The sequence below is a fragment of the Pseudomonas sp. GW821-FHT09C10 genome (assembly GCF_059418085.1).
The window spans coordinates 407,702-433,063 of the sequence record NZ_JBWKPE010000001.1 but is presented as its reverse complement, the minus strand read 5'-3'; the positions used below and the strand labels follow the sequence as shown (position 1 = coordinate 433,063).

Genomic DNA, 25,362 nt, shown 5'->3' with positions numbered 1-25,362 from the left:
GTTACGCCTCTGCCTGGTCCATCCACACAGGGTTAGCGCCCTGGTGATGGGGCAGATGAAACTCGCTGCGTACAGTGGCCAGGGTTGTTTCCAACTGCAGGATCAAGTCGGCCTGATAGGCGCGATGGTCCTGGCCATTGTCGGCGGCGTGTTCCGCCATTTTGGAAAACCCTTCGCGCAGCTCGCCCAGGATCTTGGCCTCCACTTCAAATTGAAGGGCAACTAACTCGGTGCGCAGTTCTTTGATGACGTCGTCCGGCGTTGCGGTCTGGATGCGCTTACGGTGCTTCTCCAGCTCCTGCTTGGTGCTGTCCAGCTCTTTGGTCTTCTTCGCCATGACTTCGCCTTGGGCGTCGTAGTCGGCGTTAACCTCGTCCAGGCGTTGGGTGAGTTCGGATTTTTCCTTGGCGTGTTTGGCAATAATTTCTTCGGCCAGGTCGACGAAGGCATCTTTATCACCAGCCTTGGCGACTTCGATCAGGGCGGCTTGGGCGTCCTCAGGTAGGCGGCGGTACTGGCGCATTTCGCGGTAGCCGATACCCATGCGGGACATAGATTCCAGGGCATCTTCCCCAAGGGTCCGAAGGTTTGCTATGTCTTCATCAACTTGCTGACGGGAGCGGCCAAGCAAGGAACAAAACTCATCCCACGTTCCTGAAAACTGCTGACCGTCAGCGGTTTTCTTTCCGCCTAAGGCCCGATACAGCTTGCTTTCCTTTACGTAGGCCAATTTGGAAGTGCTGACGGTCAGCGAAAACTTTGAAAATGACTCTGCCATCTGAGCTTGGCCGAGGAGCTGATTAAGTAGGTCGCGCTCGTCGGTATGTGATGCTATTGCCGTGGCCATAGAGTTTTGAGTGGCCGTCAGTACTTCACCATTCAAAGCAGGCAATTCCATTGGGGCGGTAGGTTGGGCTTTAGCTCGTGCCATGGTGGTCTCCTTAATTCATTGAGCCAGCGGCTATGCGCTGATTGATTTCTTGCATCCGTTGGGTCAGGCGAGCCATGTGCTCAGCATGGGCCTGGGCGATTTGCAGCATTGCCACTGAGTGGGCAAACCGACCGTTGTCCAGCTTCACCGCCAACCCTTCTTCAATCAGGGTCTGCATAGCGCGTGTGATGTTGCTCGGGCTGTCCTTGGTCAGTTGAGCCAGCTCGGTATTGCTAAGACCTGTGACGGTGTGGCCCTTGAGAGCTTTCAGCACGCCCAGCACACGGGCAGCTCCTGAGGCGGTGCGGCTCATGGCTGACCCTCCAGTTCAAGTTGTGGGTGTTGGGTTTGGCTGACATTGCCCCGGTGCCAGGCGAGCCCTTCCATAGCGGCCTGAATAGCGGCTAGGGTTTCGTCGGCCTCGCTGTTTTTGGCGTAGAAAGCAAGCAGCTTCCCAGCGGCGGTTGTCAGCAGTTCTTGTAGGGCCTGGGTGTCCTGGGCGGTGCAATTACGCCCGGTGGGTATTTCTATAGTCAGCCGCCCTGCACTTGCCGCGATCCAACGAGTGACGAAATCGCAGTTACAAACACGCTCATAGGGGCGAATTAAGTTGGCGGGCATGCGGCCAGTTTGTAACCATTTATAAAGCGCCCAGTGATCAGGGAGGCCCATCTCATCAGCGATACGCTGCACGCTTTTATTGTGAGCATCGATTGCAAAGTCCTTGCACAGCTCTAGGGCGTGGCGCAGCGATGTAGGACGAACGTTCTTCCAGCGACGACGATTCATTGGAAACCCTCCAGCAGACGGCCTTCCAAACAAATGCATTTTTTGCAACTAGCCAAACGGGTTGCGCCAGCTGCAAAGTTTTGCGGTACATTCGCAAACTGAGACATGGCTATGACCGACCGTATTGATGCGCTTGAGGCGCAAGTGAATGCTTTGGCGCAGGGCTGGTTACGCCTTGCGGCAGTTCTTGAGGTTGAAGGTCTTGTGACGGCTGAGAGCCTTGAACAGGCCCTAAGACCGATTCGTTGGTCAGGCCAATCAATTGAGGCCGAAGCCACAAGAACGCTGGGCTGGCTGTGCGATCAGTTGGCGGAAGCCCGCGTGGCGCGCCAATCAACGACGCGACAAGCAAGAAGCCGAAGCGGTCGACGTCCATCTGCACGGCAGCCATTACGCTGCCAACGCCGATGAAGGTTTAAGTCCAAGCTTCACCGCAATATCGTGAGCCTTGCCGTAATGGGCTTTGGCTTGGCCATTGAGTACGCGGTACACCTCGTTACGGGTGTAGCCGTTCTCGGTAGCCCATTCAGTGATGGTTTTGCCAACCCGACGGAAGTTTTCTTTCACCTGGTCGGCGGATAGGGCTTTGGCATGGGTGGCCATGGTGGTGGCTCCTGTGATGCAAAGATGATTGATGTTTGTGTGAATTATTTTGGTGGGATATATACACCGTGTCAACTGATTTGGTGGGATTAATACACGAAAGGCTGCGCGAAGAAATCGACCGCTGCGGCCTTTCGCTGGCAGCGGCATCTCGTGCTGCAAATGAATCGAGCCCTCAGAGGCTCAAAGACGTTGTATCGGGCAGGCAAAAGTGCCCGGCAGACCTTGTGGCGAACCTCTTGGTTATCGGTGTGGACGCGATGTATGTCCTAACTGGTGATCGCACTCAGCATCTGCCCAGCAAACTGGCACCTGATGAAGAAGTGCTGCTCGATGGATACCGAGCGCTTGATACCCCGAGCAAAAAACGCGCGCTCGCGGCCATGCTGACAGGGGAAATCACTGCCTTAGGAGAATCGAAGCAGGCATCGCGCACGAATACTCAAACCGTTTCCGGATCTGGTCACCGAGTAGCAGGGCGAGATTTCAATACAAAGGAGTGATATGGGAAATGGGCATCAATGGGGATAACAATCGAGTAGCAGGACGCGACTATTACGAACAGAACACGTTTTTGAAATTGACGCCCGAGCAGCTTATGCAGGTAGCCATCAAACCCTGCGCCCGATGCGAAGATCGGGTTGTAAGCGCCGACGTGAGCATCTGCAATCATTGCCGCCACGAGCTTCAGACAGAAGCTCGTAACGAACGGCTCTTGCGTTATGGCTTTGCAATTATGGTGGTGTGGGGCGTATTGCTGCAGTGGTTGAATGGCCGCGCTCCAGGTTTTCCGCCTGTTAGTTTTTTCGAGTTGGGAGCTATTGCGACGCTGATTGTTATCCTCGGGGCGGCTGCTTGGAGTGCCTTTCAGAAGTGGTGGCTGCTTAACGGTGCTGAAGCGTTGTCTCTTGCCGGTAAACTTATCCTCAGGTTGATAAAAGGGAGCAAACAATGAGGGCCGGTACAGTAACGAGCCTTATTGGCGCTTTTAGCCTGATACTTTCCTCGGTCAGCAACGCTTCTCCGTTTACCGAACCTGGTCCAGACTCATTCAAAAAAGCCTCGACTCAGATGAATCTGCTTGATCGAGCGATGAACGACGGTTCGGCAATACTGAAGACAGGTGAACTGAAAGCCGTCGCGGCCCATAGCCAACACTTTAAATCCCTGGTCAATTCGGGCCAGGCGTTGTTTGGATCATCAACTCTTGATCCCTTAGGGCATTGCAGTGCTGCAGGTGTTTATGCTCAAAGCTGGTGGCAAGCGCAAGTTGTTGCTGCCCGTAGAGGTGGTACAGAGTCTGTACCAGGCTCGTTATCGGAAGCGCTACAACAATTCCGAGCGAACAGTGCCGAATGCTTAAAAAGCGCTCTACCTAATGTCTCTACCGAATCCCTAAAAGACAACCAAAAATCAGAATGCCTAACAGTTTTTGGCGTTGATCCAAAGACAAAGGAAATGGTTGAAAAAGCTAAGCCCGATCATTGTAAACGCTAGCGGATAGAGTTTTATCATTCGAATCGTCGATTATTGGACGCTGCCCCCACACGGGGGGGCTTGCACACGTTAGTATTTGGAACTAGAAATGAACATGAATGGAATCTTCACAGCGTCATCAATAAAAAAAGCTGTGTGGTCGGGTGTGTTTTTTGTCATTGCCTGGGGTGCAACCAAAGCTCTCGACCACTTCCTTGACTTTACGATTTTGTCTACATTGTGGGGCGGCGTCCTATATGGAATAGCTCTCCTCCAGCAAGAAATACCAACACCTTTATGGTGCCTACTAAGTATTTTGGTCTTGGCACTGTCCCTATTTTTGTTGTTTTATTTCAAAAACAAAGCATTGCAAGCAGCTAATTTTGAGATCGAGAGACTTAAAAACCCACCCAAGAGAACCCCTGCAACGCCACAGCTTAGTGATACCGAGCATTCCGTGCTCATGACAATCGCTGCACTGCTCGAAAAAAACCAACGTCCTGATGATCAGGACATTATGAATCAGCTTAATCTCACGCCGCTCCCAACTCAGGCTGCCATTGATGTTCTTACCAGCAAGTATCTAATACACACTGAGTATGATGCTAACTATTACAACTATTGGGAGCTAACCCCTAAAGGGCGTATATACGCGCTAGATCCAGATAACAAAAAAAGGGCCTAGCCTGCGTAAGGCGTCGTCTCTCAACGACCTACGTTTTTGTTCACAGCCTCTCTTTAAACCCGATTAAAAGCCTTCCTCTCCCACGCCGCCGATCATGGCGGCGTGTGTATTTCTGGCGCCTGAAACCTACGGCGCCTTTACAGGAGGCGTCCCATGCGACCCGAAACCCCTCGCGGTATCCGCAACTTCAACCCCGGCAATATCCGCCATGCCAAGGGCGTGCGTTGGCAAGGTATGGCCATCGCCCAGGGCGACACGGAGTTCGTCCAGTTCACCGCCCCGCGCTGGGGTATCCGTGCCATCGCCCGCGTGCTGATCACCTATCAGGACAAGCGCCTGGCCAAGGACGGCAGCCGCATTGACACCGTGCGCGAGTTCATCGAACGCTGGGCGCCACCCTCCGAAAACAACACCAATGCCTACACGGCTAGCGTGGCACGTGCGCTTGGCCTTCACCCTGACTATGAAGGCGTGGACGTGTACGACTTCGACGTCATGCGCACACTTGTCAGCGCCATCGTCCGTCATGAAAACGGCCCAGGCCCATTGCCCGGTGGTCATTGGTATGGCGATGCAATCATTGCCGATGGGCTGGCTCTCGCTGGTATTGAGCGCTGGGCAAAGCATGGGGTGGCGGCATGAAACCCATCTGCGGCTGGCGTTGCTGCTACCGGCTCTACAGCGTCCAGATCACCATCCTGATCGCGCTGCTGGGGTTCGCTCAACTTGAGTTGCTGCCAATGTGGCAGGCCCAACTTTCACCACGTGCCTATACCGCCCTCAACAGCGGTTTGGCGCTGGTGCTTTTCGTCGCTCGCCTGATCAAGCAAGGTCCGGATCAGGGGGCATCGGCATGAAGTTCAACTTGTTTGGCCGTCTCTTTTCGGCATTGCTCGCGAGTTTTACGTGGGTGCCTCGCTGGCCCGTGTCCAGTTCCGCCGTCGGCAGTTGGACCAGGGCGTCAGTCACACCCTCCTATCGGCACGGCAAGACCGGCATCGTCGCTGCCAAACGTCGTGCGCGCAAATCACGCAACCGCCAGAGGCATCATCATGGGCGCGCTTGAGCAGTTGGTTTGGCCCTTACCGGCTCGGCTCGCTGCTGTCGGGCTCGCATGCCTGCTAAGCGCCTCAGCTGCCGGTTCAATCGCGTATGGCTTCGGCTTTCGTTATGCCCAGTCCTTGGGCGCGACTGCTTTGTCAGACCTCAAATCCAAGCACGCAGAGCAAGCCCTGGCAGCAGAAAGCGCCAACCGCCTGCAGCTGCTGCAGCAGGTTGCCCGAGCCAACGAAAGCGAGTCGCTGCTGTTCAACCTGATGGACCAGTACGCCAAAGAGAAACAACTGCTCCAGGAGCGCATCCCCCATGTCACGACCCAATACCGTCCTGCGCCTGGCGCAGCTGCTCAGCCTATCCCTCGTTGCGTGTTCACTGCTGGCTGGCTGCGCGACTACAACACCGCCCTTGGTGTGCCCGCCCCAGGAGCAGGCGCCACTGCTACCCAACCTGCGCAAGCGCCCTGGGCCGCCCCCGGCACTGACGCCGAACTATTGGAAAGCGGCGTCACTCCCGCAGACATTCTTGCCCACGCCCAGGACTACGGCGTGTGGGCCCGCAACAACTTCGCCCAACTCAACGGCTTGCTGGATCTACAGAAAAAGGACTGACGCTCTATGGATGTAGCCGAACACGCTACAGAGCAGGACGACGATGAGTCGGAAGCACGAATTCACGCCCAAGGGCTGCAACGGCGATCTGGCCGTTCAACCTATCGCTGTGACGCATGCGGCGATGCGATCCCGGAGGACCGCCGCCAGAACGAACCAGGCACCGAACACTGCAGCGACTGTGAAGACGCTTTACAACACATGAATAGACGGGGTTTTCGATGAACCTGGAACAACTGAACTTCAGCTTCACCGCCATGCAGTGGGTAGTCCTCACGGTGATCGGCATTTACACCTGGCTCACCAATCGCCAGGCAGCCAGCACCCAGGAGCTGCTGGTGCTGCGTACCAGGATTGTCGCCCTGGAAGAACACGTTCGGCATCTGCCTGACCAAACTGCCGTCACCGATCTGCTGGGAGATATGAAAGCGGTGCGGGCCGAGCTTTCTGGAATGAAGGATGCGCTCGGCCCTTTGGCACGTTCGCTGGACCGGATCAATGATTACCTGCTGAGAGAGAAGACATGACTCCATACTCCGACTTCATCCGCCAGGATGTCCGCTTAGTGTTGCTTCGCTTGCTGGTGGAAATGACCGCTTACCGTGCCAACAGCTCCGTGCTGACCATGGCCCTTGATAGCTACGGACACTCTCTCAGCCGCGACCAAGTCAAAACTGAGCTGCACTGGCTGGCCGAGCAAGGGGCGTTGACCCTTCAGGATGTCGGCCCTGTGATGGTGGCCACGCTCTCCGAGCGCGGGCAGGACATTGCTGCAGGACGCGCTCGCGTGCCTGGTATCAAGCGGCCAGGAGCGTAACCATGGCGGGCAAGTCATCCATCAGCCGCCTGCCGCCCATGGTCAAGGCATACATCCAGAAGCTGCTGCGCGAAGATCGCATGACACTGGATGACATGCTGGCCGACATTCAGGGGCGCTTCCCCAATGAGAAGCCCCCTAGCCGCAGCGCCTTGGGTCGCTTCAAGCTGGGCTTCGACGAACTCACCGACAAGGTCCGCCAGCAGCGGGAGATGGCCGAAGCTTTTGTCGGTGCCTTTGGCGAGGATGCATCTGACAAAACCGGCGTATTGCTGGTGGAAGCGATTTCAACCCTGACTTACCAGGCAGCGATGGGCGCACATGAAAAGGACGAGGTCACCATCGCCGAAGTCTCGGCCTTGGCCCGTGCCGCCAAGGCCACCATGGAGGCGCGGACAATGAGTGTGAAAGAACGCCAGGTCATCGAAAAAGTCGCCCGCGAACGATTGCTCCAGGAACAAGCCGCTGAGCTGGACAGTGCTGTGAAAGCCAAAGGTATGACAGAAGACCAGGCTATGTTCTGGCGTCAGAAATTCTTGGGCGTGAGGCAATGAAACCATCGTCTAGCACTGTTCGTGTCATCGAATGGGACGAGTTGCCACCCAGCGTTCGTCAGATCCCCGAGGGTTATAACCCATTGGCAGAGGGCATCCTGATGGCCCACCAGTCCGCCTGGTTGGCGTTGGACGCTCAGATAAAGCTCTGTGAAAAGGGACGCCGTACAGGCATCACCTTTGCTGAAGCGTTGGATTCGGTGATCACTGCCGCATCTCAGAATGTGGCCGGTGGCATGGATTGCTTCTACATCGGTGACACCAAGGAAAAGGGCCTTGAGTTCATCGGTTACTGCGCCAAGTTCAGCCGAGTGATCGCAGAAGCTCAAACCTCAGGTGTTAGTCAGATTGAGGAGTTCCTGTTCGATGACCAGGACGACGAAGGCAACACCCGTAAAATCAACGCCTACCGTATTCGCTATGCGTCAGGTTTCAAGATCGTTGCACTTTCGAGTAACCCCGCCGGTGTCCGTGGTTTGCAGGGCAAAGTGATCATCGACGAAGCAGCGTTTCACCGTGACGTGTCCGCCGTGCTGGATGCCGCTACTGCCTTGCTGATCTGGGGCGGTCGTATCGTCATCATCAGTACCCACAACGGCAAATCCAACCCTTTCAATCAGATGGTCAACGACATCCAGGACAAGCGTTATGGGGACAGTGCTGAGGTGTTTCGGGCAACGTTTGATGACGCGGTGGCCAACGGTTTGTATGAACGTGTGTGCTTCATGGCCGGGAAACCCGCCACAGCGGAAGGCAAGGAAGCCTGGTACAAGAAGATCCGCAATGCCTACGGCCCGCGCAAAGCACAGATGCGCGAAGAGCTGGACGCGATCCCACGGGACGGCAACGGTGTTTGCATTCCTGGCGTGTGGATCGACGACGCTATGCGAGCAGGTCGAGAAGTACTGCGCCTGGCGCTGCCGGACGACTTCACCCAGCAATCGGTCCAACGGCGCGACGCCTACGTTGAAGACTGGATAGAGCGGTATTTGGCTCCGTTGGTAAAGCAGCTCCCTCTCGATCTGCGCCACTACCTGGGAATGGACTACGCCCGCCACCGCGACTTCTCCATTGCCTGCCCGATGTCAGTCGACCAGTCACGCCACCGAGACGTGCCCTTTGTCATCGAGATGCATCGTGTTCCCGCGCGTCAGCAGAAACTCGTGCTGTTCTACACCCTGCGTGGATTACCCCGCTTCAGCGGCGCGGCACTCGATGCGTCAGGTAACGGTGAAACGCTCGCCGAAGAGACCGCCGACGAGTTCGGCCACAACCTCATCAAACAAGTGAAAATCAGTCGAGCCTGGTACGGCGCCTGGATGCCGAAGTTCGTCGGCCTATTTGAAGACAACACCATCACCATGCCCCAGGACGACAACCTGCACCAAGATGTGCGCGCCATCGAGCAGGTGGACGGCATTCCTATGATCGTTAAAGCCCGCTCCCAAGATCTAAAAGACCCGGACCTGTACCGCCATGGCGATTTCGCGGGCGCAGGTGCGCTCGCCAACTTTGCCACGCTGGAGGTCACTTCCGGGCCGGTCTCCGTCAAATCACGTCGCCGCCGTCAGGGCAAACGCATCACCCAGGGGTTCGCATGAACAAGAGAGGCTTGTGGGTTAGCCCCACGGAGTTCGTAAGCTTTGCCGAAGCCAAGCGCGGCTCAACGCTCAATCAACATATCGCCACCCGTGGCCGATCCGATGCAGGCAGCTTCAGCGGCGCCAACCTGCCAAACCCTGACCCGATCCTCAAGGCACAGGGCAAGGACATTACGGTCTATCGTGACTTGCGTAGCTCGGCTTTGGTTGGGGGCAATATCCGCCGCCGCAAAGCGTCGGTACTTTCACTGGAACGCGGGATCAAACGCGGCGCTGCGCCTATCAAGGTTGAGCGCTTCATCCGCGACTGGCTGACGGATCTGGATCTGGACCGCATCATCCGCGAACTGCTCGACGCGCCGCTGTTTGGATACCAGCCCGTCGAACTGATGTGGCGGCCATTGGGTATGAACCTCGTGCCGGAAGACCTGCTCGGCAAACCTGCAGAATGGTTCTTCTATGACAAGGACAACGAACTGCGCTTTCGATCCAAAGAAGCAGGCCAGGACGGCGAGTTGTGCGACCCGCAGCGGTTTATCGTTGCTCGCCAGGACGCTACCTATGCGAACCCATACGGTTTCCCGGACCTCAGCATGTGCTTCTGGCCCGCGACCTTCATGAAGGGAGGGTTGAAGTTCTGGGTGCAGTTCACCGAGAAGTACGGCAGCCCGTGGGTTATCGGAAAACACCCGCGTGGTGCCACTGACGGCGAGACCGATCTGCTTCTCGATAGCTTGGAGGCGATGGTGCAGGACGCCGTCGCGGCGATCCCTGATGACTCCAGCGTGCAGATCATTGAAGCCGCTGGTAAGGCTGGCAGCGCAGAGGTTTACCGTGAACTGTTGGAGTATTGCCGCAGCGAAATCAACGTGGCCATGCTCGGGCAAAACCAGACCACAGAGAAAGACAGCACCCGTGCAAGCGCTACGGCGGGGGCTGAGGTCACTAAGGATATTCGTGACGGCGATGCCGGAATTGTTGCCGCATCACTGAATGCTGTGATTCGTCGCATCGTCGATATCAATTTTGGCGAACAAGTGATCGCTCCCGTTTACGAGCTGTGGGAGCAGGAAGAGATTGATAAGGTGCTGGCTGAGCGAGACAAAAGCCTCAGTGAGTCAGGCGTCACCTTCACCCCGCAATACTTCAAACGCACCTACAACCTGCAGGACGGCGACATCGTTGAAACGATGCCTTCCGATATCGGCCCAGAGTTCGCTGAATCCACGCTCAAACCGATCCTTGACCAGGTTGCACTCGACCAGGCCATAAACGGTCTGCCTGCGTCGTTGCTCCAGGAGCAAAGCGAACGGGCAATAGGGCCACTGATCGAAGCGTTGCAACGTGGCCGTGCAGACAGCGAAGCGCTCGGGCTGTTGGCCGAGGCCTACCCCCAGATGGATACCCAAGCCCTTGAGCAGGCGCTGGCACGCTTGATGTTCATCGCCGACACCTGGGGCCGCTTGAGCGCCAGCGCAGACCGGGAGAGCTGACATGGCCAGCGCTACAAAACCAGTGAACCCGGCTGACCTTAAGGCGATTTTCGGCCTGGAGCCAGAAAAGGCTATGGAGTACCTGAAGTCCAAAGGGTATGCGATCACGTGGAACTGGCAGGAAATGCTCGATCAGGCACATGACCAGGCCTTCACCGTGGCCAAGGCCATGCGTCTCGATCTGTTGTCCGACATTCGTGTCGCCCTGGAGACGGCGCTCCAGGATGGGCAAACGCTCAAACAGTTCATTGCCGCACTGCAACCAACGCTGGAATCTCAAGGTTGGTGGGGCCAGCGGGTAATCGTTGATAGCCAAGGCGTGGGTGAGCTGGTGCAGCTCGGCAGTCCGCGCAGGCTTCGAACGATCTACCAGACAAATCTGCAGAGCGCCTACATGGCTGGCCGGAAGGCCGACATGGAAGAAACCACGGACACCCATCCGTATTGGATGTACGTCGCCATTCTGGATGGAAAAACAAGGCCGAGCCATCGAGCGTTACATGGTCAGGCGTTCCGCCACGATGATCCGATCTGGGCGGCGATCTTTCCACCGAATGGTTTCAACTGCCGCTGTCGTGTCGTTGCGCTTACGGAGGCGGCGGTGAAGCGTCGTGGTCTGAGGATCGTTTCAAGTGAGGGCCGTATGTTCACCGAAACGGTTGAAACAGGCACGGATAAACGAACTGGCGAGATACGCACCGCCGAGGTCACGGGCCTGCGCACCACGGATGCGGCAGGTAAGGCAGTTACCTTCCGTACGGACCCAGGGTTCAACCATGCACCAGGTGCTGGCCTCGCTGACATGCTGAAACGCAAACAAACGGCTGCGTAGGGGATTTGAGATGATCACTGTTGAATTGGATCACGAACGTCTGCAGGCCGCCCTGCGCCGTGTTGAGTGGGCCGTGGGAGATGTCGCTCCGCTGATGCGCGGCATCGCTGCTGAGTTGGTTAGTCAGACTGAGGAGAACTTTGCGGAAGAAGGTCGGCCTGATTGGGCGGACCTCTCAGAGACGACCACGGAGCGGCGAGCGAAGACAGGTAATTGGCCTGGGCAGATGTTGCAGATCAGTTCGGCAGGGCTGGCGGCGTCGGTCACCAGCCATGCGGATGACAGTTCGGCATTGGTGGGTAGTAACAAGCCCTATGCAGCCATGATGCATTTCGGAGGTAGCAAATCGGCCTTTCCGCACCTGTGGGGTGATATTCCTGGGAGACCGTTTCTTCCAATGGATGGCAATGGTTCGTTGCAGCAAGAATCAGAGGAAGCCATTCTCCAGTTAGCTTTGACGCACTTGGAACAAGCGGCCCGCATTTAGGCTCACAAGGCATCTTTAGGAGAAACTGGACTGGTCATCTGGAGACAGCTCGAAAAAACCTCGTAAAGCCTTTATAAAGCTATCTCCCGCATATTGTGAAAGGAGATTCACATGCCAGTTGAAGGTTTCCATTCTGAATGGTTCACCGTTGGTAATCATCGCGTTTTGCTGGAGGCTCGAGCAAGCTACCCTGATGATGATCAAAAGCTAATCGCGGCGGTAATTGCCAAGGCGCTGGACCACAACGCTGAACACGCCCGGTTGGTCCGAATTTTCTTTGACGATAAAGCCTGCGTCTACAGCATTCATGTTGCTACGACCAGCCAAGCTGAAAAACAGCTCGAAGGCCGCTTAACTGAAATCGTGCAATCAATTTACGGCACAGGAAATTATTACTGCGACATTGAGGTGGTGAAAAAGGGGGATGAATCTTCTGACCACTACCATCACATGGAGCATCTAAGCGTCAGCACTGGTGTCGCTACAGACCGTTGGGCACGATAGCCATAGGCCCTTAAATTATGCGGCTCGTTGAGAGCCGCAGCTTCATCAGGTGATAACCCAGGAAAACTTTTGTGAGAAATTTTGACGGGAGTAACCTTCACAGGTACTTGAGCACTGCTGATGAAACCTCTGATGAGGTGAAGAATAAGCAACCCGAAATACTGCTGCTAGCTAGTGAATGTGTAGATCTCATTCATCAGCTAATTCAGGCCAGCGAGACAAACACAGCTGCAAAGTCATTGGCGACGAACTCTCTATTTATCTACATGGCAGGTATACGTACCGCTCTGTCAGGCCATGCAGCGGCCGTATCAATTCCCTTGCGGACCTCACTAGAGTCGGCCTGCTACGCCTTACTGGTCGCACGTGATGAGCGCCTGGTAGAGATTTGGCAAAGCAGACATAAAAGTGAGACGGATCTAAAGGCTCAAAAAAAAGCGTTCGGAGCAGCAGTGTCTTCGGCAGCAGCTGTCATTAGCGAGATAGATGATGACGCCGCCACGTTGATAAAATCGCTTTATGAAGCGGCAATCGATTTTGGCGGGCACCCTAACCCTCGGGCTATGCATGGACACATCACCACCAATGAGAATAACGGTGAATTGGTGGATTATGGATGTTTGTATGGCTGGGGGAGATACATCGGTGGAAGCCTCATCCAGTGTGTCGAATTTGGGATCGCAATATCCATCCTCATCGCTGCCACGGTTGAAAATCAGCCATTATTTCTACCAGACAGCAAGGTCTTCGGAGACTTAATGAGCCTGAAAAACCATTATGCCGAGCAGATTAATGGCTCCCCGATTCAGTACGATCAGGATATGTACAACAAATTAGATAAAACCTGGGAACCACTCTTTAAACCCGATTAAAAGTCTTGGGCCATCCACCGGCCCAAGCTGTGCGCATCACCTCCACGCAGCGCACAGTCATGAAACCACTGCACATCTTCAAACCCGGAAAACACACCGCAATGAGCGGCGCCAGCTTCGACTTCAGCGAGTCGGATCTGGCTGCCACCGTGCGTGCGTACGACCCGGCCCTGCACGAAGCGCCGATGGTTATCGGCCATCCCAAACATGACGGCCCAGCTTCCGGTTGGATTCAGTCACTCACAGCTACCCCAGAAGGTCTGATCGCCGTCCCAGCGCAGGTCGATACTGAGTTCGCCGAACAAGTGGCCAAGGGCAGCTACAAGAAAATTTCCGCGTCCTTCTACCACCCCGATGCTGCCAACAACCCTGTGCCAGGCGTGTACTACCTGCGCCACGTCGGCTTCCTGGGCGCCCAACCGCCATCGGTGAAAGGGTTACGCCCCATCGAACTGGCCGACGGTGAGCAAGGCGTCGTCGAGTTCGGCGACTACGGGCACGAAGTCAGCTCTGATCTGTGGCGCCGCTTTCGCGAGTGGCTCATTGGCAAGTTCGACAAAGAAACCGCCGACCAGGTCGCTCCATCCTGGGCAATCGACAGCCTCGCCGAAACTTCACGCCAACCAGATCAACCCCTTCAAACCGCCTTTTCCGAACCCACTCGCGCCACTGAGGTAACCAACATGTCCGAGCAAGACAGCGCCGCCCTGGAGGCGGAGAACAAACGCCTTCAAGCAGTCATCACCAAACGCGACAAAGCAGACCGCGCCGCCGCCCAGGCTGCCATTCACACATCGAACGTTGAATACGCCGAACAGCTCGTTGCAGCGGGCATGAAACCCATTCATGCATCGGCGGTGATCGCGGCGCTGGACTACGCCGACTCCAGCGAGACCCCACTGGAGTTCGGTGAAGAGGACGAACGTGAGCCGTTGAGCAATGGCTTGAAAGCCATCTTCAACGACTTAGCGGGCGGCGTCAGCTTCGCCGAGGTGGCCACCAAATCTCGCGTTGGAAAGACCGTCAACCAATCCACCAACCCCTTGCTGGCAGACGCTGAAGCCCGCGCTCAACGATAGGAGGCCCCATGGCCACATTCAATCAGCCCAAAGACCTGGGTGACTTGCTGCTGGTAGAGGTCGCTCCAGGCTGGACCAAAGAAAAAGCAACCTTGCTGGGGGGCGTCAATTACGCGTTCGGGCAGGTGCTGGCCAAGGTGGCTGGCAAGTTTCAGGTGCTCGACCTTGCAGGCACTGGTGCCGCAAAAAAGGCAGCTGCGGTACTTGGCGAACACATCGACGCAACGGCAGGTGACACGACAGGTGTCGCGATTGCTCGCGGTGCTGTTGTTGCCACCGCCGAACTGGTTTGGCCGGAAGGCATTACCGAAGCCCAAAAATCGACCGCCCTGGACGAACTCAATGCCTTGGGCGTTGTGGCTCGTGCGGCCCTTTGACTAGGAAGTACTCCATGAATCTGCAAGACATGTTCAGCGTTGCCAACCTCACGGCGGCCATCAACAAACTCCCGGCCATTCCGGGAAAAGTCGGCGCCATGGGCTTGTTCGACGAGAAAGGCGTCAACAGCACCAGCGTAGTGATCGACGAGCGAGAGGGGCGTCTGGTCCTGGTGCCCAATACGTCACGTAATGACGATCCTGCGCCGGTAAAAGCAGGTAAACGCAAACGCCGCAGCTTTGAAACCTTGCACCTGCCAATCTCGCGGCCTCTTTTGCCAAGCCAACTGCAAGGGGTTGCCGCGTTTGGTCAGGAAGGTGCTGCTGCGCCAGTTGCGACCGTGATCAATGACAACCTGCAGGAGCTGAAAAACAGCATTGAGGCCACCCGCGAGTTCCAACGTGTCGGCGCGCTGCGCGGCAAGCTGCTGGATGCGGACGGCGAAACCATGTTCGACCTGTACAAGGAATTTGAAGTCACTCAGAAGAAAGTGACTGTGGCCCTGAGCAATGCCAGCACCAACGTGCGCAAGGCATGCCTCGACGCCAAGCGCCATTCCGAGTCGAAGCTCGGCGGTGTGATGGTCACCGGTTTTCGTGCGTTGTGCGGGCCGGATTGGTTCGATGCACTGATTGACCATGAGAAGGTCAAGGCAGCTTTTGCCAATTATCAGGAAGCCCAGGATCGACTCGGTGGTGATGTGCGCTCTGGGTTCACGTTCGGCGGCGTCGAATTTATCGAATACGACGTTACGGTCAGTAGCCAACGGTTTATTCCAACGGATATCGCCCAGGTCTTCCCGTTGGCCCGTGGCGTGTTCCGCATGTTTAACGCACCAGCCAACTACAACGAGACCGTGAACACCCTCGGCCAACCGTTCTACAGCAAGGCCGAGCCACGTCGGTTGGGTAAAGGCTGGGACCTGGAAGCCCAGGGCAACCCATTGGCCATGTGCTTGTTCCCTGAAGCCTTGGTCGAGATGAAGTTGGGCTGACCTATGCGCTACTGCACTCGCACTGACGTCAACAACGCCATTCCTGAGCGCACGCTGATTCAGCTATCCAATGATGATCCGGCGGCTGAGACACCCAACGAGTCAGTCATTGAGGACGGTGTACGCCAGGCAGAGGAGCTGGTCGACGGTTACCTACGTGGTCGCTACAACCTGCCCCTTGATCCGGTGCCGACGGTGTTGCGGGATGCGGCAGTGTATCTGGCTCGGCATTGGCTTTATCAGCGTAGGCCGGAAGGTATGGTGCCCGATGCGGTTAAGGACAGCCGCAAGGACACCATCAAGCTGCTGGAAAGCATCCGCGACGGCGTAGTCACCTTGGGTATGCCGACCGGCCAAGCCGCGCCAGAGCCCGGTGAGATCAGGGTTCGTGCGCGACGTCCTCAATTCACTGATGACCGCTGGGAGCGCTACTGATGAGTCAGCCCAGGGCAAAGACACAAACCGAGCAGCTGCTGGACGCTTTTGTCACTCGGTTGAAAAAGGACTTTGACCGCGAGTTGGCCATTGAGCTGTTCCCCGAAAACCCCGCCCAGTACCGGCTGAACCATGCGTGTGGCGCGATCCTAGTGGCCTACGGCAAGTCGACGTTCGGTGCGTCGGAGTCTACTGATGCCGTGTTTCAGGCACGCAACATGAGCTTTCAGCTGACTCTGGTGTTTCGCCAGCTTCATGGCACCAGCGGCGCGATCAGCTACCTGGATCGGATTCGCGAATGCCTGACCGGCTGGAAGCCACCGCACTGCGACATGACGTGTCGCCCAACTGCCGAGAACTTTATCGGCCAGGTTCAGGGGCTCTGGCAATACGGCCTGAGCATTGCCACTCGTGCAGTGCAATTACAAACCATGGGTCTTGAAGACGGCCCGCTACTGACAGAAGTCCCCTTCGAGGTTTACCCATGACATTGACCCGATACCGTTACACCGGCCCTCAGAGCTGCGCATCCCTGCGCGTTGGCGAGTCGCGTGAACTGCTCGACGTGCAGCTGTTACCTGGTCAGCCGGTCGAGCTTCCAGCTGATCACGAATACACCAAGGTGTTGTTGGAGCTGAAGCACCTGGTGTTGCTGCCGACCACTGAAAGGAAAGGAGTAAAAGCCAATGCCAGCTAACTATCTACACGGCATCGAGACTATCGAGGTCGAGCGCGGCCCTCGGGCTATTCGCGTGGTCAAGTCTGCAGTCATCGCCCTGGTTGGCACTGCGCCAATTGGTCCGGTCAACGAGCTGACCTTGTCGCAGACTGAAGTGGACGACGCCCAGTTTGGTCCAGATCTTGAAGGCTTTAGCGTCGCCGACGCACTTGCGGGGATTCACGTGTTTGGCGCCGGGACTGTGTTGGTGATCAACGTGCTTGATCCAGCGGTGCATCGCAGCAATGTCGTCGGCCAGGCTCACCCGTTCGGAGACAACGACTTGCTGCAGGTGCAGCACGGCGCGTTGCAAAATCTGGCGTTGAAGTCCGAGGACGGTGCCACAACCTATGTGCCTGGTACCGACTACTCGGTAGACCTGTTGACCGGTCGCGTCACACGGCTGCCGTCGGGTGCCATTCCTGCCGCTGCGAACGTCAAGGCGGACTACACCCATACTGACCCGAGCAAGGTCACTCCGGCTGACATCATTGGATCGGTCACCCTGGCTGGTCGCCGCACAGGCTTGAAGGCGTTCCCGGACAGCTACAACTTGTTTGGCTTCTTCCCCAAGATTTTCATCGCGCCAGGGTTCAGTACCTTGAACTCGGTGAGCGTGGAACTGATCGCGTCAGCAACCCAACTGGGCGGCGTTGCCTACATTGATGCGCCCATCGGCAGCACCGTGCAGCAGGTAATCGCGGGTCGCGGGCCACGTGGCGTTATTAACTTCAACACCAGCAGCGACCGGGCGCGTCTGTGCTATCCCCACGTGAAAGTCTATAACGCACGCACCAACAGCGAGCGACTACAGCCTCTGTCGATCCGTGCCGCTGGCCTTCGGGCCAAGGTAGATAACGACAAGGGCTACTGGTGGTCCAGCTCCAACCAGGAGCTGGTTGGGGTCATCGGTCTGGAGCGGCCACTGACGGCGCGGGTCGACGATCCGAACAGCGAAGTCAACCTGCTTAACGAAAACGGCGTGACCACCGTGTTCAATTCGTTCGGTACCGGCCTGCGTCTCTGGGGCAACCGAACGGCGGCATGGCCCACCGTGACCCATATGCGCAACTTCGAAAACGTGCGCCGGACCAAGGATGTGGCCGACGAATCGATTCGCTACAGCTCGTTGCAATTCGTTGACATGCCGATCACCAACTCGCTGATCGACAGCCTGACTGAAAGCGTCAACCAGTTCTTCCGCAAGCTGATCGGCGACGAGGCTCTGCTCGGCGGTGAGTGCTGGTTTGACCCGACACGTAATCCACAGACGCAGGTCGAACTGGGCAACCTGCTGATCAACTATAAGCTCACCGTGCCGGTGCCCTTTGAACGCGGCACCTTTGAAACCGAAATCACCGGGGAATACCTGGTCAAACTGGGAGCCGAATAATGGCTGGCTTTAGCGCGCATCGGATCGCCAACGCGAACGTATACCTGGACGGCAACAGCTACTTTGCTCGTTGCGAGGAGATCGAACTCGGCACGGTAAAAGCGGTGATGTCTGACTTCCAAGGACTAGGCATGGTCGGTCTGATTGAGTTGCCCGACGGCCTCGACAAGCTGGAAGGCAAGATCGTGTGGAACAGCCTCTACTACGACGCGGCGAAGAAGCTGGCCACACCGTTCAAAAGTGTTCAACTGCAGTGCCGTTCGAACGTACAAGTGTTCAACAGTGCGGGGCTGGTGGATGAAATCCCTCTGGTCACCCTGATGACGGTGACCTTCAAGGAATACGCCCTGGGCAGTTACAAACCACGTGACCCCACCAAGTTCGAAACGCCGTTCTCGGCCACGTACGTGCGCCAGCTGTTGAACGGTGAGGAAATCGTGCGACTGGACTACCTCTCCAATATCTTCCGCGTGGGCGGTGAGGATCAGTTGTCCAAGTACCGGAAGAACATCGGTCAGGCATAAAAACTGAAGGCATTTTGCTAAGCAAAATGCCTTCAGTTTTGTCAATCCCTCACTGATAGCTCGTTGGCCTGTTAAGAGCTCAGCGCGCTTGGAACTGATCCGTAAAGCTTCAGAGTCTGCAACGTAGCAACGTAGTGATCACGCGCTCCTGCTCGGATGTAGCCCTCCGCGATAAGCCATTCAAGCGTGCTGTTCAGAACTTCCTCCTCTGGAGTCTGATTATAGAAACCCAGAATGAACCCACTAGACGGTGGACTCTTCTCGTAATTCCCCTTTGGAAGGTTCAGTGTTTCAACGGTAATCTCAACCTGCAAAGGACAAGAATCTATCAATAAGTTGAGTATCGTCCTTACCAAACCACTGAAACTGAACTCGTGATCGTTACTCATACTTTCTTACTCCTTTCGTAATGAACAGTAATGCGCAAGGTGACTGGTGCTCCCAAGAATTACTGTCTCTTTAAACTCGATTAAAAGCCAGCGCCGCGTCCAGGCGCGACACTCAGGGCTCTCATAGAGCAACCGATCACTCGATCAACCTGGAGTATCAAACGTGGCCGACCAAGTCAGTTTTACCCTCAAATTTCCCTTCAAATCAGGTACGGGCGACCAGCTCAAATCTCTGCCTATCAAACGTCTCAAGCGCAAAGACATCAGTGCAGCTCAGGCAGTGGCCAAGGACGAAGGCGCCATGGAAGACATGCTCTGCGCCAAGATGCTCGGCATTACTCTGGAAGACCTGTTGGAGTTTGATATTGCTGACTCCAAGTCAGCCACTGAGGTGTTGCGGGAAATGTCCAACGGACGAGACATTGCTGAATTCCTGGGACGAGGCGCTGCTCCTGGTACTGAGGATGCAACCGTCTGAGATTGACGAGCTGGAGATGGAGCGGTACTGGTTTTGGGTTGATGTTTGTGAGCGAGAGATCAACCGCCGGATCGAACTTTCCGAGCAAATGAACCGCTGATCGCTACCAACCCAACCACCACTCCCGCCAGTAATGCGCCGCCCGCTGCGATTGGGGCGGCTGCCAGGGCCAGCAACGGCAGTCCCAGGCAGAACATCAGCACCGCCGCCCACAAGGGCAGGTTCGCCAGGCAGAGCCAGGCAAGCCAGATCACACCGACGCCGATGGCCAGTGCATAAAGGGTTTTGGCGGTGAGCAGAGCGGCTTTTTCAAACATGCTTGCAGCGTAGCAAATTATGGCTAATGAAGTCCTGGTCGGGTTAAAGATTGGTGCCGTAGTATCGGGCAGCCTGCACGCCGCGTTTGGCTCGGCTAAGTCGACCGTGCAGCAGCTGGGCCGCGCTACCGATAGCTTGACCACCAAGCAGAAGCTGATGGGCACAGAACTGGCGGCGTCCATCGCCAGAGGCGGTACCGGTGTCGAGCGCCTTCGCCGGCAATACGACCAGGTCGGTCGCACCATTGAACAGCTCAAGGCCAAGCAGGAGCGCCTCAATACCAGTATTGCCCGTGGCGAAACGCTGAAGAACAAACGCGGGGATTTGCGTGGCCAGGCGATGGAGACCATCGGCACTGGGGTCGCCCTAGGCGCACCTGTAGTGCAGTCGATGCGTACGGCTATCGACTTTCAAGACCAGACCCGTGACATCGCCATTACAGGTGGCTTCGACGAGGCTGAGGAAAAACGGCTTAGCGACGTAATGCGTGGGGCGGCGTTGAGGTGGAATCAAACTCAAACTGACGTGGCCAAGGGTACTGGCGTCTTGATCGCGGGGGGCATATCAAACGCGAAGGAACTCGCAAATTACGCTCCAGTAATGGCCAAGGCCGCAACCGCGACCCGAGCCAGCATGGACGATCTCGGCTCTGTAGCTATCGCACTGAACGATAACCTGGGTATTGGCGCGGCTGGCTTAGAGCGTTCAATGAACATGCTGGCGTTTGCCGGGAAAAGCGGCCAGTTTGAACTTGCGGACATGGCAAAATGGTTGCCACAGTTGACACCTCAGTTCGCTGCGCTGGGGGTTACAGGTGAACGAGCGGTTGCTGAAATCGGGGCTTCACTGCAAATAGCCCGACGTGGAGCAGGCACGAATGATGAGGCCGCTAACAACTTCAAAAACTTCCTTTCGAAGATAACCGCCCCCGACTCGATTAAGGCCTTTGAGAAGGCGGGTATTGATCTTAAAAGCAGTATGAAAAACTTAGTCAGCGAGGGTTTTTCACCCGCTGAAGCAATGATCAAAATATTGACGGTACATCTCGGAAAGAAAGCGCCCGCAGCTGCTGCAGAATATGGGAAGGCGCTGGATCTAAAAGACGACCAGGAAAAGCAAGTCGCCCTCGCTCGGTTGGATGAAGCCTACAAACTCGGGGAGCTTTTTGCTGATCAACAGGTGCTTTCGTTTGTTCGTCCTGCCCTCGCAAACCAAAAAGACCTTGGCAGTATCAAGGCTGGTAGTAAGGATGCTGCGGATAAAGGTGTACTGGATGAGGATTGGAATAAGCGAATGGGCAGCTCTAAAGAGCAGCTGAAAAGCTTAAAGACCAATCTCTCAGACATAGGTATTTCGGTAGGTAATGCGTTGTTACCTGCCTTGGTAGATGTGACCAAAGCCCTGGTGCCAGTGATGGCTTCATTCTCCACTTGGGCAAGTGAGAACCCCGGAATCATCAAGGGGGTTGTGGGCCTTGTCGGCGGTCTGCTGGCAGGCAAACTTGCCTTTATTGGTCTCGCCTACGGCGCCAACCTGGTGATGTCGCCATTCGTGGCCATGTCCACCACCATCACTACGGTGTCCGCCAAATGGACTCTGTTGCGCGGCATGTGGCAGATGGGCAAATTCGCGCCCCTGGTCAGCGGCCTGACCCGTATTGGCAGCGGATTGCTCACGGTTGCCCGGTACAGTGGCCTGTTCTTACGTGGCGTCACTATGGCCCTCGGCGCACCGTTGATGATGGTGGCGCGTGGTGGTTTGTTCCTGGGCAAGATCCTCGGCGGAACATTGCTGTTCGGTTTGAAGCTCGCGGGTCAGGCCGTCCTCTGGCTGGGTCGAGCCTTACTGATGAACCCTATCGGACTATTGATCACCGGCATCGCCTTGGGCGCGTATCTGATCTACCGCTATTGGGAACCCATCAAGGGTTTCTTCAGCGGCTTGTGGACAGAGATCAAAGCCGGTTTCAGCGGCGGGTTTGCGGGTATCACCGGGCTGATCATCAACTTCTCTCCGCTCGGCCTGTTCTACCGGGCCTTTGCGGGTGTGATGAGCTATTTCGGGATCGAGTTACCCGGCAAATTCAGTGAGTTCGGCGGGATGCTGGTGACAGGGCTGGTCAACGGCATCAGCAATATGGCCGGGGCGCTGAAAGATAGCGTGGTAGGCATCGGATCGTCGGTGAAAGGCTGGTTTACCGAGACCCTGGGCATCCAATCGCCAAGCCGTGTGTTCATGGGGTATGGGGCGAACATCAGCGAAGGCGCCGCCATTGGCATCACCTCGCAATCCGACCTGGTGCGCAGGGCAGCCTTGGGAATGGCAACACAGTCGAAGGTCGACATGCTGCCGCCCAACCCGGCTGATATGTCCAGGGCGAGCATGATGGGAGGCTTTGCAGGAGCGGGACAAGGGACTGCACCTGGTGCGAGTGTTCAGCCCACCTACAATTTCTCCCCGCAGATCACCGTGCCCGGTGGCTCTGATGTACGCAGCCAGATAGAACAGGGTCTGCAGGCAGGCTATGCCGACTGGGTCAAATTCATGGAGCGCTACAACCACGATAAGCGCCGCCGCAGCTACGGCTCACCCGAGGAAGGATTTGCCTGATGTTCGCGATCCTGGGAGACATTGAGTTCACCGTTGCAGGCGGCATCAGTGGTCTGGACCAAAGCGGTACCGCTGATTGGGCTGAGCATGCTCGTATTCAGGGCAAGCCCTTACTGGAGTGGATTGGCGAAGGCCTGGACGCCTGCAACCTGACGATGGTTTTGCATCCGATGCTGGGTGATCCTGAGGAGCGGCTGCGGGCACTGCGACAGGCCAAGAGCAAGCATGAACCGTTGGCCTTCGTGATGGGCAGCGGCGAGTACTTGGGCGCCTACGTCATCACCGACATCAGTAACACGATGCGACGTGGGACTGCTGTGGGCCAGATCGCCGCCGCGACAGTCCAGGTCAGCCTGAAGGAGTACACCGGAGCGTTTAACCGCAACGTACTCCGACCGGGACTGTTTGATCCTGCTCTTAGCGGGACAGCTGCAGCAGCCATGGGATCGCCGGGGCTGATTTCTAAATTGACGCCGCCAGCCAGCCCCACACAGATGGCTATTGCTCATGCGAAAACGGTGGGCAACGTCTTGCGTACGGGGATGAACGTGTACGACTCCGTCAAAAGCGGCAGCCCGTCCATGATCCTTGGCCAGGTACCGCAACTGCTCGGCATCACCGCTCGGGCGATTGAGCCGCTCCAAGGCTTCAAGGGCGCTGCAGATCTGTTCGATGACGGCGCCGATCTGTCACGGCTGAGCGACAGCGTGCTGGGGAGCGTGATGGGCGCTCAATCCAGCCTCAACCCGGTTGACCTGGGCAACATCGCCGACCGCTTCGCCAGCTCCCGCGAGTCTCTTGGACAGGCGGCGGCCACCCTGAATAGCGCCAGCACTCGCCTTGCAGGCCTGGCAGCTCAAGTCCTGACCCGGAGAGCCTGATGTTTATCGCCCATGTAACCACCGAGGGAGAGCGCTGGGATCAGTTAGCCTGGCGCTACTACGGTGACGCTCACCGCTATTTGCCCATTGTGGAAGCAAACACCCATGTCCCCATCACCGCCGCGCTTCCAGCTGGACTGACGCTGGCCATCCCTATGCTGGAACCCGTAACGTCGACCGAGGATCTCCCACCATGGATGCGTTGATTCCAAAGCTGGTACCCGAGGCGCGCTTTGTACTCACCTATCAGCAACGCAACATCACCCGTGATGTCAGCAAGCACTTGCTGTCGTTGACCTACGACGACTTCCTGACAGGGGAAGCTGACAGCCTGGAGGTAGAACTGGAGGACACCGAAGGCAAATGGCGGGACGCCTGGTACCCAGGGCACGGCGATACACTGAAGCTGTCCATAGGCTGGGAAGGCGAACCATTGCGGGCTGTGGGTAGCTTTGAAATAGATGAGGTCGAATTGAACTGTCCGCCGTCGACCATCAGCATTCGTGCCCTTGGCGCAGGTATTCAAACAGCGCTGCGCACCACTGAGCATAAAGCCTACGAAAACATGACACTGGACGCGGTCGCCAAGCAGATCGCCACCCGTCAAGGGCTGGAGCTTATCGGTCGTATCGAACCGATCAAGCTGGATCGCCTAACTCAACAGGAGTCGGACCTGGCCTTCCTGCGTAACCTGGCTGGCGAGTACGACTACGCCTTCAAGGTGACCGGCAGACGCATGGTGTTCCACGCAATCAGCGACCTGGCCAAGGGCGTGTCGGTTGCCAGTCTGGTGTTAAAGGACCTTGCCAGTGTCCGCCTGCGTGACCAGATCACTGTGGTGCCTAAGGCAGTTGAGGTGAAGCACAAAGACCCGGCCAAAAAGCAGTTGATCGCCTACAAGATGGAAAACGGAGAAACCGTAGCGGTGCCCAGCAGTTCCAGCAAGACCACCACCAGCGCCGATACGAAGAAGCAGCGTAAGCGCAGCGCCTCGGCAGAAGTCTCCAAAGCGAAGGCTAAAGCTGAGCTGGCCAAAACCAACAGGGAACGCACCACCGGCAGTTGGAGCTGCATTGGTCGACCGGACCTGGTGAGCGGCAATGTCGTCACTCTGGTTGCGGCGGGCATGCTAGGCGGTAACTACTTGATTACTGCCTCACACCACCGGGTGACCCGTTCTGGTTATACCGTGGAGAAAGAGGTCTGCCGCATCTCGGCACCCTTGATCAACCTAAGCCTGACCAACACCAAGCCCGACCTGGCGTTGTCGACCTACGGCATTCAGCATGAAGTGGTGGCCTGATGGGCATTGAGCTTGAGTATGGAGAGATCAGTGGCGTGGACTACCCAACCTGCCGCGTGCGGGTCCGCCTGGATGACCGTGATGGCGTTGAGAGCTATTGGCTCCACGTGCCCCAGCGCAATACGCAGGGGACTCAGCGTCGTCCTTTGATGCCCGAACTGGGGGAACAGGGCGCAGTGCTGCTTGATGCCGATGGTGTCGGTGGTGTGTATCTGGGTGGGATCTACTCGACTGCTGAGCCGCCGCCAGTCGTAGACGAAGATACTGATTATGTCCGCTTCAGTGACGGGACGGTTTCAACCTACGACCGTGCAGCTGGGGTTATGACGCTGGACTGTGTGGGGGCATTGCTTGTGAAGTGTGGACGAAACATCACGGTTGAAGCTGGGGAACCGGTGGTTGTGAAGGCGCCTTCAGCAACGTTAGATGTACCGCAGGTCTCCTTGAATGGAGACCTGCTGATAAAAGGAAACCTGCAGGTGGATGGGAACATTGATGCAATCGGGACAATCATGGATGTAAGTGGGAATTCAAATCATCACTCACATTGA

Annotated in this window: 36 protein-coding genes; 31 read left to right on the top strand and 5 right to left on the bottom strand. The window is 56.6% G+C overall.

Going from position 1 to position 25,362, the window contains the following annotated elements:
- Nucleotide 1 precedes the first annotated feature (1 nt).
- The 4 genes from AC07OT_RS01975 to AC07OT_RS01960 all read right to left on the bottom strand — a co-directional run bounded on the left by AC07OT_RS01975 (nucleotide 2) and on the right by AC07OT_RS01960 (nucleotide 2,323).
- Entirely contained in the window at nucleotides 2–931 is a 930-nt protein-coding gene (locus AC07OT_RS01975; protein ID WP_495107288.1) for a hypothetical protein, read from the bottom strand.
- 10 nt (nucleotides 932–941) lie between these two features.
- On the bottom strand, nucleotides 942–1,244 hold the full coding sequence (locus AC07OT_RS01970) for a helix-turn-helix domain-containing protein (RefSeq protein WP_069672605.1): 303 nt from the start codon (nucleotides 1,242–1,244) through the stop codon (nucleotides 942–944).
- The gene (locus AC07OT_RS01965) at nucleotides 1,241–1,720 is read right to left on the bottom strand and encodes a hypothetical protein (RefSeq protein WP_495107287.1); all 480 of its coding nucleotides are present in this window, start codon (nucleotides 1,718–1,720) and stop codon (nucleotides 1,241–1,243) included. Before AC07OT_RS01965 ends, AC07OT_RS01970 begins: the two co-directional genes overlap by 4 nt.
- 390 nt (nucleotides 1,721–2,110) lie before the next feature.
- Nucleotides 2,111–2,323 (bottom strand): DNA-binding protein, encoded by a 213-nt coding sequence (locus AC07OT_RS01960; RefSeq protein ID WP_005789410.1) that lies wholly within the window; start codon nucleotides 2,321–2,323, stop codon nucleotides 2,111–2,113.
- A gap of 68 nt (nucleotides 2,324–2,391) precedes the next feature.
- Between AC07OT_RS01960 and AC07OT_RS01955 the strand changes: the two genes are divergently transcribed.
- From AC07OT_RS01955 to AC07OT_RS01830, 26 genes are all read left to right on the top strand, one after another.
- On the top strand, nucleotides 2,392–2,826 hold the full coding sequence (locus tag AC07OT_RS01955) for a hypothetical protein (RefSeq protein WP_449103654.1): 435 nt from the start codon (nucleotides 2,392–2,394) through the stop codon (nucleotides 2,824–2,826).
- 8 nt (nucleotides 2,827–2,834) lie between these two features.
- Nucleotides 2,835–3,278: a hypothetical protein gene (locus AC07OT_RS01950; RefSeq protein WP_449103653.1), complete on the top strand. Its 444-nt coding sequence runs from the start codon at nucleotides 2,835–2,837 to the stop codon at nucleotides 3,276–3,278.
- On the top strand, nucleotides 3,275–3,820 hold the full coding sequence (locus tag AC07OT_RS01945) for a hypothetical protein (RefSeq protein WP_495107286.1): 546 nt from the start codon (nucleotides 3,275–3,277) through the stop codon (nucleotides 3,818–3,820). The genes AC07OT_RS01950 and AC07OT_RS01945 overlap by 4 nt, the downstream gene beginning before the upstream one ends.
- Nucleotides 3,821–3,914: 94 nt before the next feature.
- Nucleotides 3,915–4,484: a helix-turn-helix domain-containing protein gene (locus AC07OT_RS01940; protein WP_495107285.1), complete on the top strand. Its 570-nt coding sequence runs from the start codon at nucleotides 3,915–3,917 to the stop codon at nucleotides 4,482–4,484.
- 153 nt (nucleotides 4,485–4,637) lie between these two features.
- Entirely contained in the window at nucleotides 4,638–5,126 is a 489-nt protein-coding gene (locus tag AC07OT_RS01935; protein WP_495107284.1) for a structural protein, read from the top strand.
- A complete protein-coding gene (locus AC07OT_RS01930; RefSeq protein WP_495107283.1) occupies nucleotides 5,123–5,341 on the top strand; it encodes a DUF7940 domain-containing protein in 219 nt (72 codons plus the stop codon). The genes AC07OT_RS01935 and AC07OT_RS01930 overlap by 4 nt, the downstream gene beginning before the upstream one ends.
- Before the next feature lie 339 nt (nucleotides 5,342–5,680).
- Complete coding sequence (locus tag AC07OT_RS01925) at nucleotides 5,681–6,151, top strand: lysis protein (protein WP_495107282.1); 471 nt, start codon at nucleotides 5,681–5,683, stop codon at nucleotides 6,149–6,151.
- Nucleotides 6,152–6,157: 6 nt separating this feature from the next.
- Nucleotides 6,158–6,376 (top strand): TraR/DksA C4-type zinc finger protein, encoded by a 219-nt coding sequence (locus AC07OT_RS01920; protein WP_495107281.1) that lies wholly within the window; start codon nucleotides 6,158–6,160, stop codon nucleotides 6,374–6,376.
- Nucleotides 6,373–6,678 carry a DUF2730 family protein gene (locus AC07OT_RS01915; RefSeq protein WP_094066614.1) on the top strand — a complete coding sequence of 102 codons (306 nt, stop codon included), beginning with the start codon at nucleotides 6,373–6,375 and terminating at the stop codon, nucleotides 6,676–6,678. Before AC07OT_RS01920 ends, AC07OT_RS01915 begins: the two co-directional genes overlap by 4 nt.
- Complete coding sequence (locus tag AC07OT_RS01910; protein ID WP_094066615.1) at nucleotides 6,675–6,968, top strand: VpaChn25_0724 family phage protein; 294 nt, start codon at nucleotides 6,675–6,677, stop codon at nucleotides 6,966–6,968. The genes AC07OT_RS01915 and AC07OT_RS01910 overlap by 4 nt, the downstream gene beginning before the upstream one ends.
- Before the next feature lie 2 nt (nucleotides 6,969–6,970).
- Nucleotides 6,971–7,522, top strand: coding sequence for a phage protein Gp27 family protein (locus AC07OT_RS01905; protein WP_495107280.1), 552 nt, complete (start codon nucleotides 6,971–6,973; stop codon nucleotides 7,520–7,522).
- Nucleotides 7,519–9,123: a hypothetical protein gene (locus tag AC07OT_RS01900; RefSeq protein ID WP_145335499.1), complete on the top strand. Its 1,605-nt coding sequence runs from the start codon at nucleotides 7,519–7,521 to the stop codon at nucleotides 9,121–9,123. The genes AC07OT_RS01905 and AC07OT_RS01900 overlap by 4 nt, the downstream gene beginning before the upstream one ends.
- Nucleotides 9,120–10,616 carry a DUF935 domain-containing protein gene (locus tag AC07OT_RS01895; protein ID WP_495107279.1) on the top strand — a complete coding sequence of 499 codons (1,497 nt, stop codon included), beginning with the start codon at nucleotides 9,120–9,122 and terminating at the stop codon, nucleotides 10,614–10,616. Before AC07OT_RS01900 ends, AC07OT_RS01895 begins: the two co-directional genes overlap by 4 nt.
- 1 nt (nucleotide 10,617) lies before the next feature.
- Nucleotides 10,618–11,448, top strand: coding sequence for a phage head morphogenesis protein (locus tag AC07OT_RS01890; protein ID WP_495107278.1), 831 nt, complete (start codon nucleotides 10,618–10,620; stop codon nucleotides 11,446–11,448).
- A 10-nt stretch (nucleotides 11,449–11,458) separates the two neighbouring features.
- On the top strand, nucleotides 11,459–11,935 hold the full coding sequence (locus AC07OT_RS01885; RefSeq protein ID WP_495107277.1) for a phage virion morphogenesis protein: 477 nt from the start codon (nucleotides 11,459–11,461) through the stop codon (nucleotides 11,933–11,935).
- A 111-nt stretch (nucleotides 11,936–12,046) separates the two neighbouring features.
- Nucleotides 12,047–12,439: a hypothetical protein gene (locus AC07OT_RS01880; protein ID WP_181639922.1), complete on the top strand. Its 393-nt coding sequence runs from the start codon at nucleotides 12,047–12,049 to the stop codon at nucleotides 12,437–12,439.
- A 71-nt stretch (nucleotides 12,440–12,510) separates the two neighbouring features.
- A complete protein-coding gene (locus tag AC07OT_RS01875; protein WP_495107276.1) occupies nucleotides 12,511–13,311 on the top strand; it encodes a hypothetical protein in 801 nt (266 codons plus the stop codon).
- A gap of 59 nt (nucleotides 13,312–13,370) precedes the next feature.
- Complete coding sequence (locus AC07OT_RS01870; RefSeq protein WP_495107275.1) at nucleotides 13,371–14,390, top strand: peptidase; 1,020 nt, start codon at nucleotides 13,371–13,373, stop codon at nucleotides 14,388–14,390.
- 8 nt (nucleotides 14,391–14,398) lie between these two features.
- Nucleotides 14,399–14,767: a head decoration protein gene (locus AC07OT_RS01865; RefSeq protein WP_495038788.1), complete on the top strand. Its 369-nt coding sequence runs from the start codon at nucleotides 14,399–14,401 to the stop codon at nucleotides 14,765–14,767.
- 14 nt (nucleotides 14,768–14,781) lie between these two features.
- Complete coding sequence (locus AC07OT_RS01860; protein WP_495107274.1) at nucleotides 14,782–15,762, top strand: major capsid protein; 981 nt, start codon at nucleotides 14,782–14,784, stop codon at nucleotides 15,760–15,762.
- Nucleotides 15,763–15,765: 3 nt separating this feature from the next.
- A complete protein-coding gene (locus tag AC07OT_RS01855; RefSeq protein ID WP_495107273.1) occupies nucleotides 15,766–16,197 on the top strand; it encodes a gp436 family protein in 432 nt (143 codons plus the stop codon).
- Nucleotides 16,197–16,685 carry a Gp37 family protein gene (locus tag AC07OT_RS01850; protein ID WP_495107272.1) on the top strand — a complete coding sequence of 163 codons (489 nt, stop codon included), beginning with the start codon at nucleotides 16,197–16,199 and terminating at the stop codon, nucleotides 16,683–16,685. Before AC07OT_RS01855 ends, AC07OT_RS01850 begins: the two co-directional genes overlap by 1 nt.
- Nucleotides 16,682–16,894 (top strand): hypothetical protein, encoded by a 213-nt coding sequence (locus tag AC07OT_RS01845; RefSeq protein WP_495107271.1) that lies wholly within the window; start codon nucleotides 16,682–16,684, stop codon nucleotides 16,892–16,894. Before AC07OT_RS01850 ends, AC07OT_RS01845 begins: the two co-directional genes overlap by 4 nt.
- Nucleotides 16,884–18,308: a phage tail sheath subtilisin-like domain-containing protein gene (locus tag AC07OT_RS01840; protein WP_495107270.1), complete on the top strand. Its 1,425-nt coding sequence runs from the start codon at nucleotides 16,884–16,886 to the stop codon at nucleotides 18,306–18,308. The genes AC07OT_RS01845 and AC07OT_RS01840 overlap by 11 nt, the downstream gene beginning before the upstream one ends.
- On the top strand, nucleotides 18,308–18,832 hold the full coding sequence (locus tag AC07OT_RS01835; RefSeq protein ID WP_495107269.1) for a phage major tail tube protein: 525 nt from the start codon (nucleotides 18,308–18,310) through the stop codon (nucleotides 18,830–18,832). The genes AC07OT_RS01840 and AC07OT_RS01835 overlap by 1 nt, the downstream gene beginning before the upstream one ends.
- A gap of 552 nt (nucleotides 18,833–19,384) precedes the next feature.
- Complete coding sequence (locus AC07OT_RS01830) at nucleotides 19,385–19,699, top strand: phage tail assembly protein (protein ID WP_495107268.1); 315 nt, start codon at nucleotides 19,385–19,387, stop codon at nucleotides 19,697–19,699.
- A 59-nt stretch (nucleotides 19,700–19,758) separates the two neighbouring features.
- On the opposite strand, the gene AC07OT_RS01825 is transcribed toward AC07OT_RS01830, so the two are convergent.
- Nucleotides 19,759–20,016 (bottom strand): hypothetical protein, encoded by a 258-nt coding sequence (locus AC07OT_RS01825; protein ID WP_495107267.1) that lies wholly within the window; start codon nucleotides 20,014–20,016, stop codon nucleotides 19,759–19,761.
- A gap of 19 nt (nucleotides 20,017–20,035) precedes the next feature.
- Here AC07OT_RS01825 and AC07OT_RS01820 point away from each other — a divergent pair, with 19 nt between their 5' ends.
- The 5 genes from AC07OT_RS01820 to AC07OT_RS01800 are packed head-to-tail and all read left to right on the top strand — an operon-like array spanning nucleotide 20,036 to nucleotide 25,362.
- Complete coding sequence (locus AC07OT_RS01820; RefSeq protein WP_495107266.1) at nucleotides 20,036–22,627, top strand: phage tail tape measure protein; 2,592 nt, start codon at nucleotides 20,036–20,038, stop codon at nucleotides 22,625–22,627.
- Entirely contained in the window at nucleotides 22,627–23,508 is an 882-nt protein-coding gene (locus AC07OT_RS01815; protein WP_495107265.1) for a phage tail protein, read from the top strand. The genes AC07OT_RS01820 and AC07OT_RS01815 overlap by 1 nt, the downstream gene beginning before the upstream one ends.
- Nucleotides 23,508–23,714: a tail protein X gene (locus tag AC07OT_RS01810; RefSeq protein ID WP_094066634.1), complete on the top strand. Its 207-nt coding sequence runs from the start codon at nucleotides 23,508–23,510 to the stop codon at nucleotides 23,712–23,714. The genes AC07OT_RS01815 and AC07OT_RS01810 overlap by 1 nt, the downstream gene beginning before the upstream one ends.
- A complete protein-coding gene (locus tag AC07OT_RS01805) occupies nucleotides 23,702–24,811 on the top strand; it encodes a phage late control D family protein (RefSeq protein ID WP_495107264.1) in 1,110 nt (369 codons plus the stop codon). The genes AC07OT_RS01810 and AC07OT_RS01805 overlap by 13 nt, the downstream gene beginning before the upstream one ends.
- Entirely contained in the window at nucleotides 24,811–25,362 is a 552-nt protein-coding gene (locus tag AC07OT_RS01800) for a phage baseplate assembly protein V (RefSeq protein WP_495107263.1), read from the top strand. The genes AC07OT_RS01805 and AC07OT_RS01800 overlap by 1 nt, the downstream gene beginning before the upstream one ends.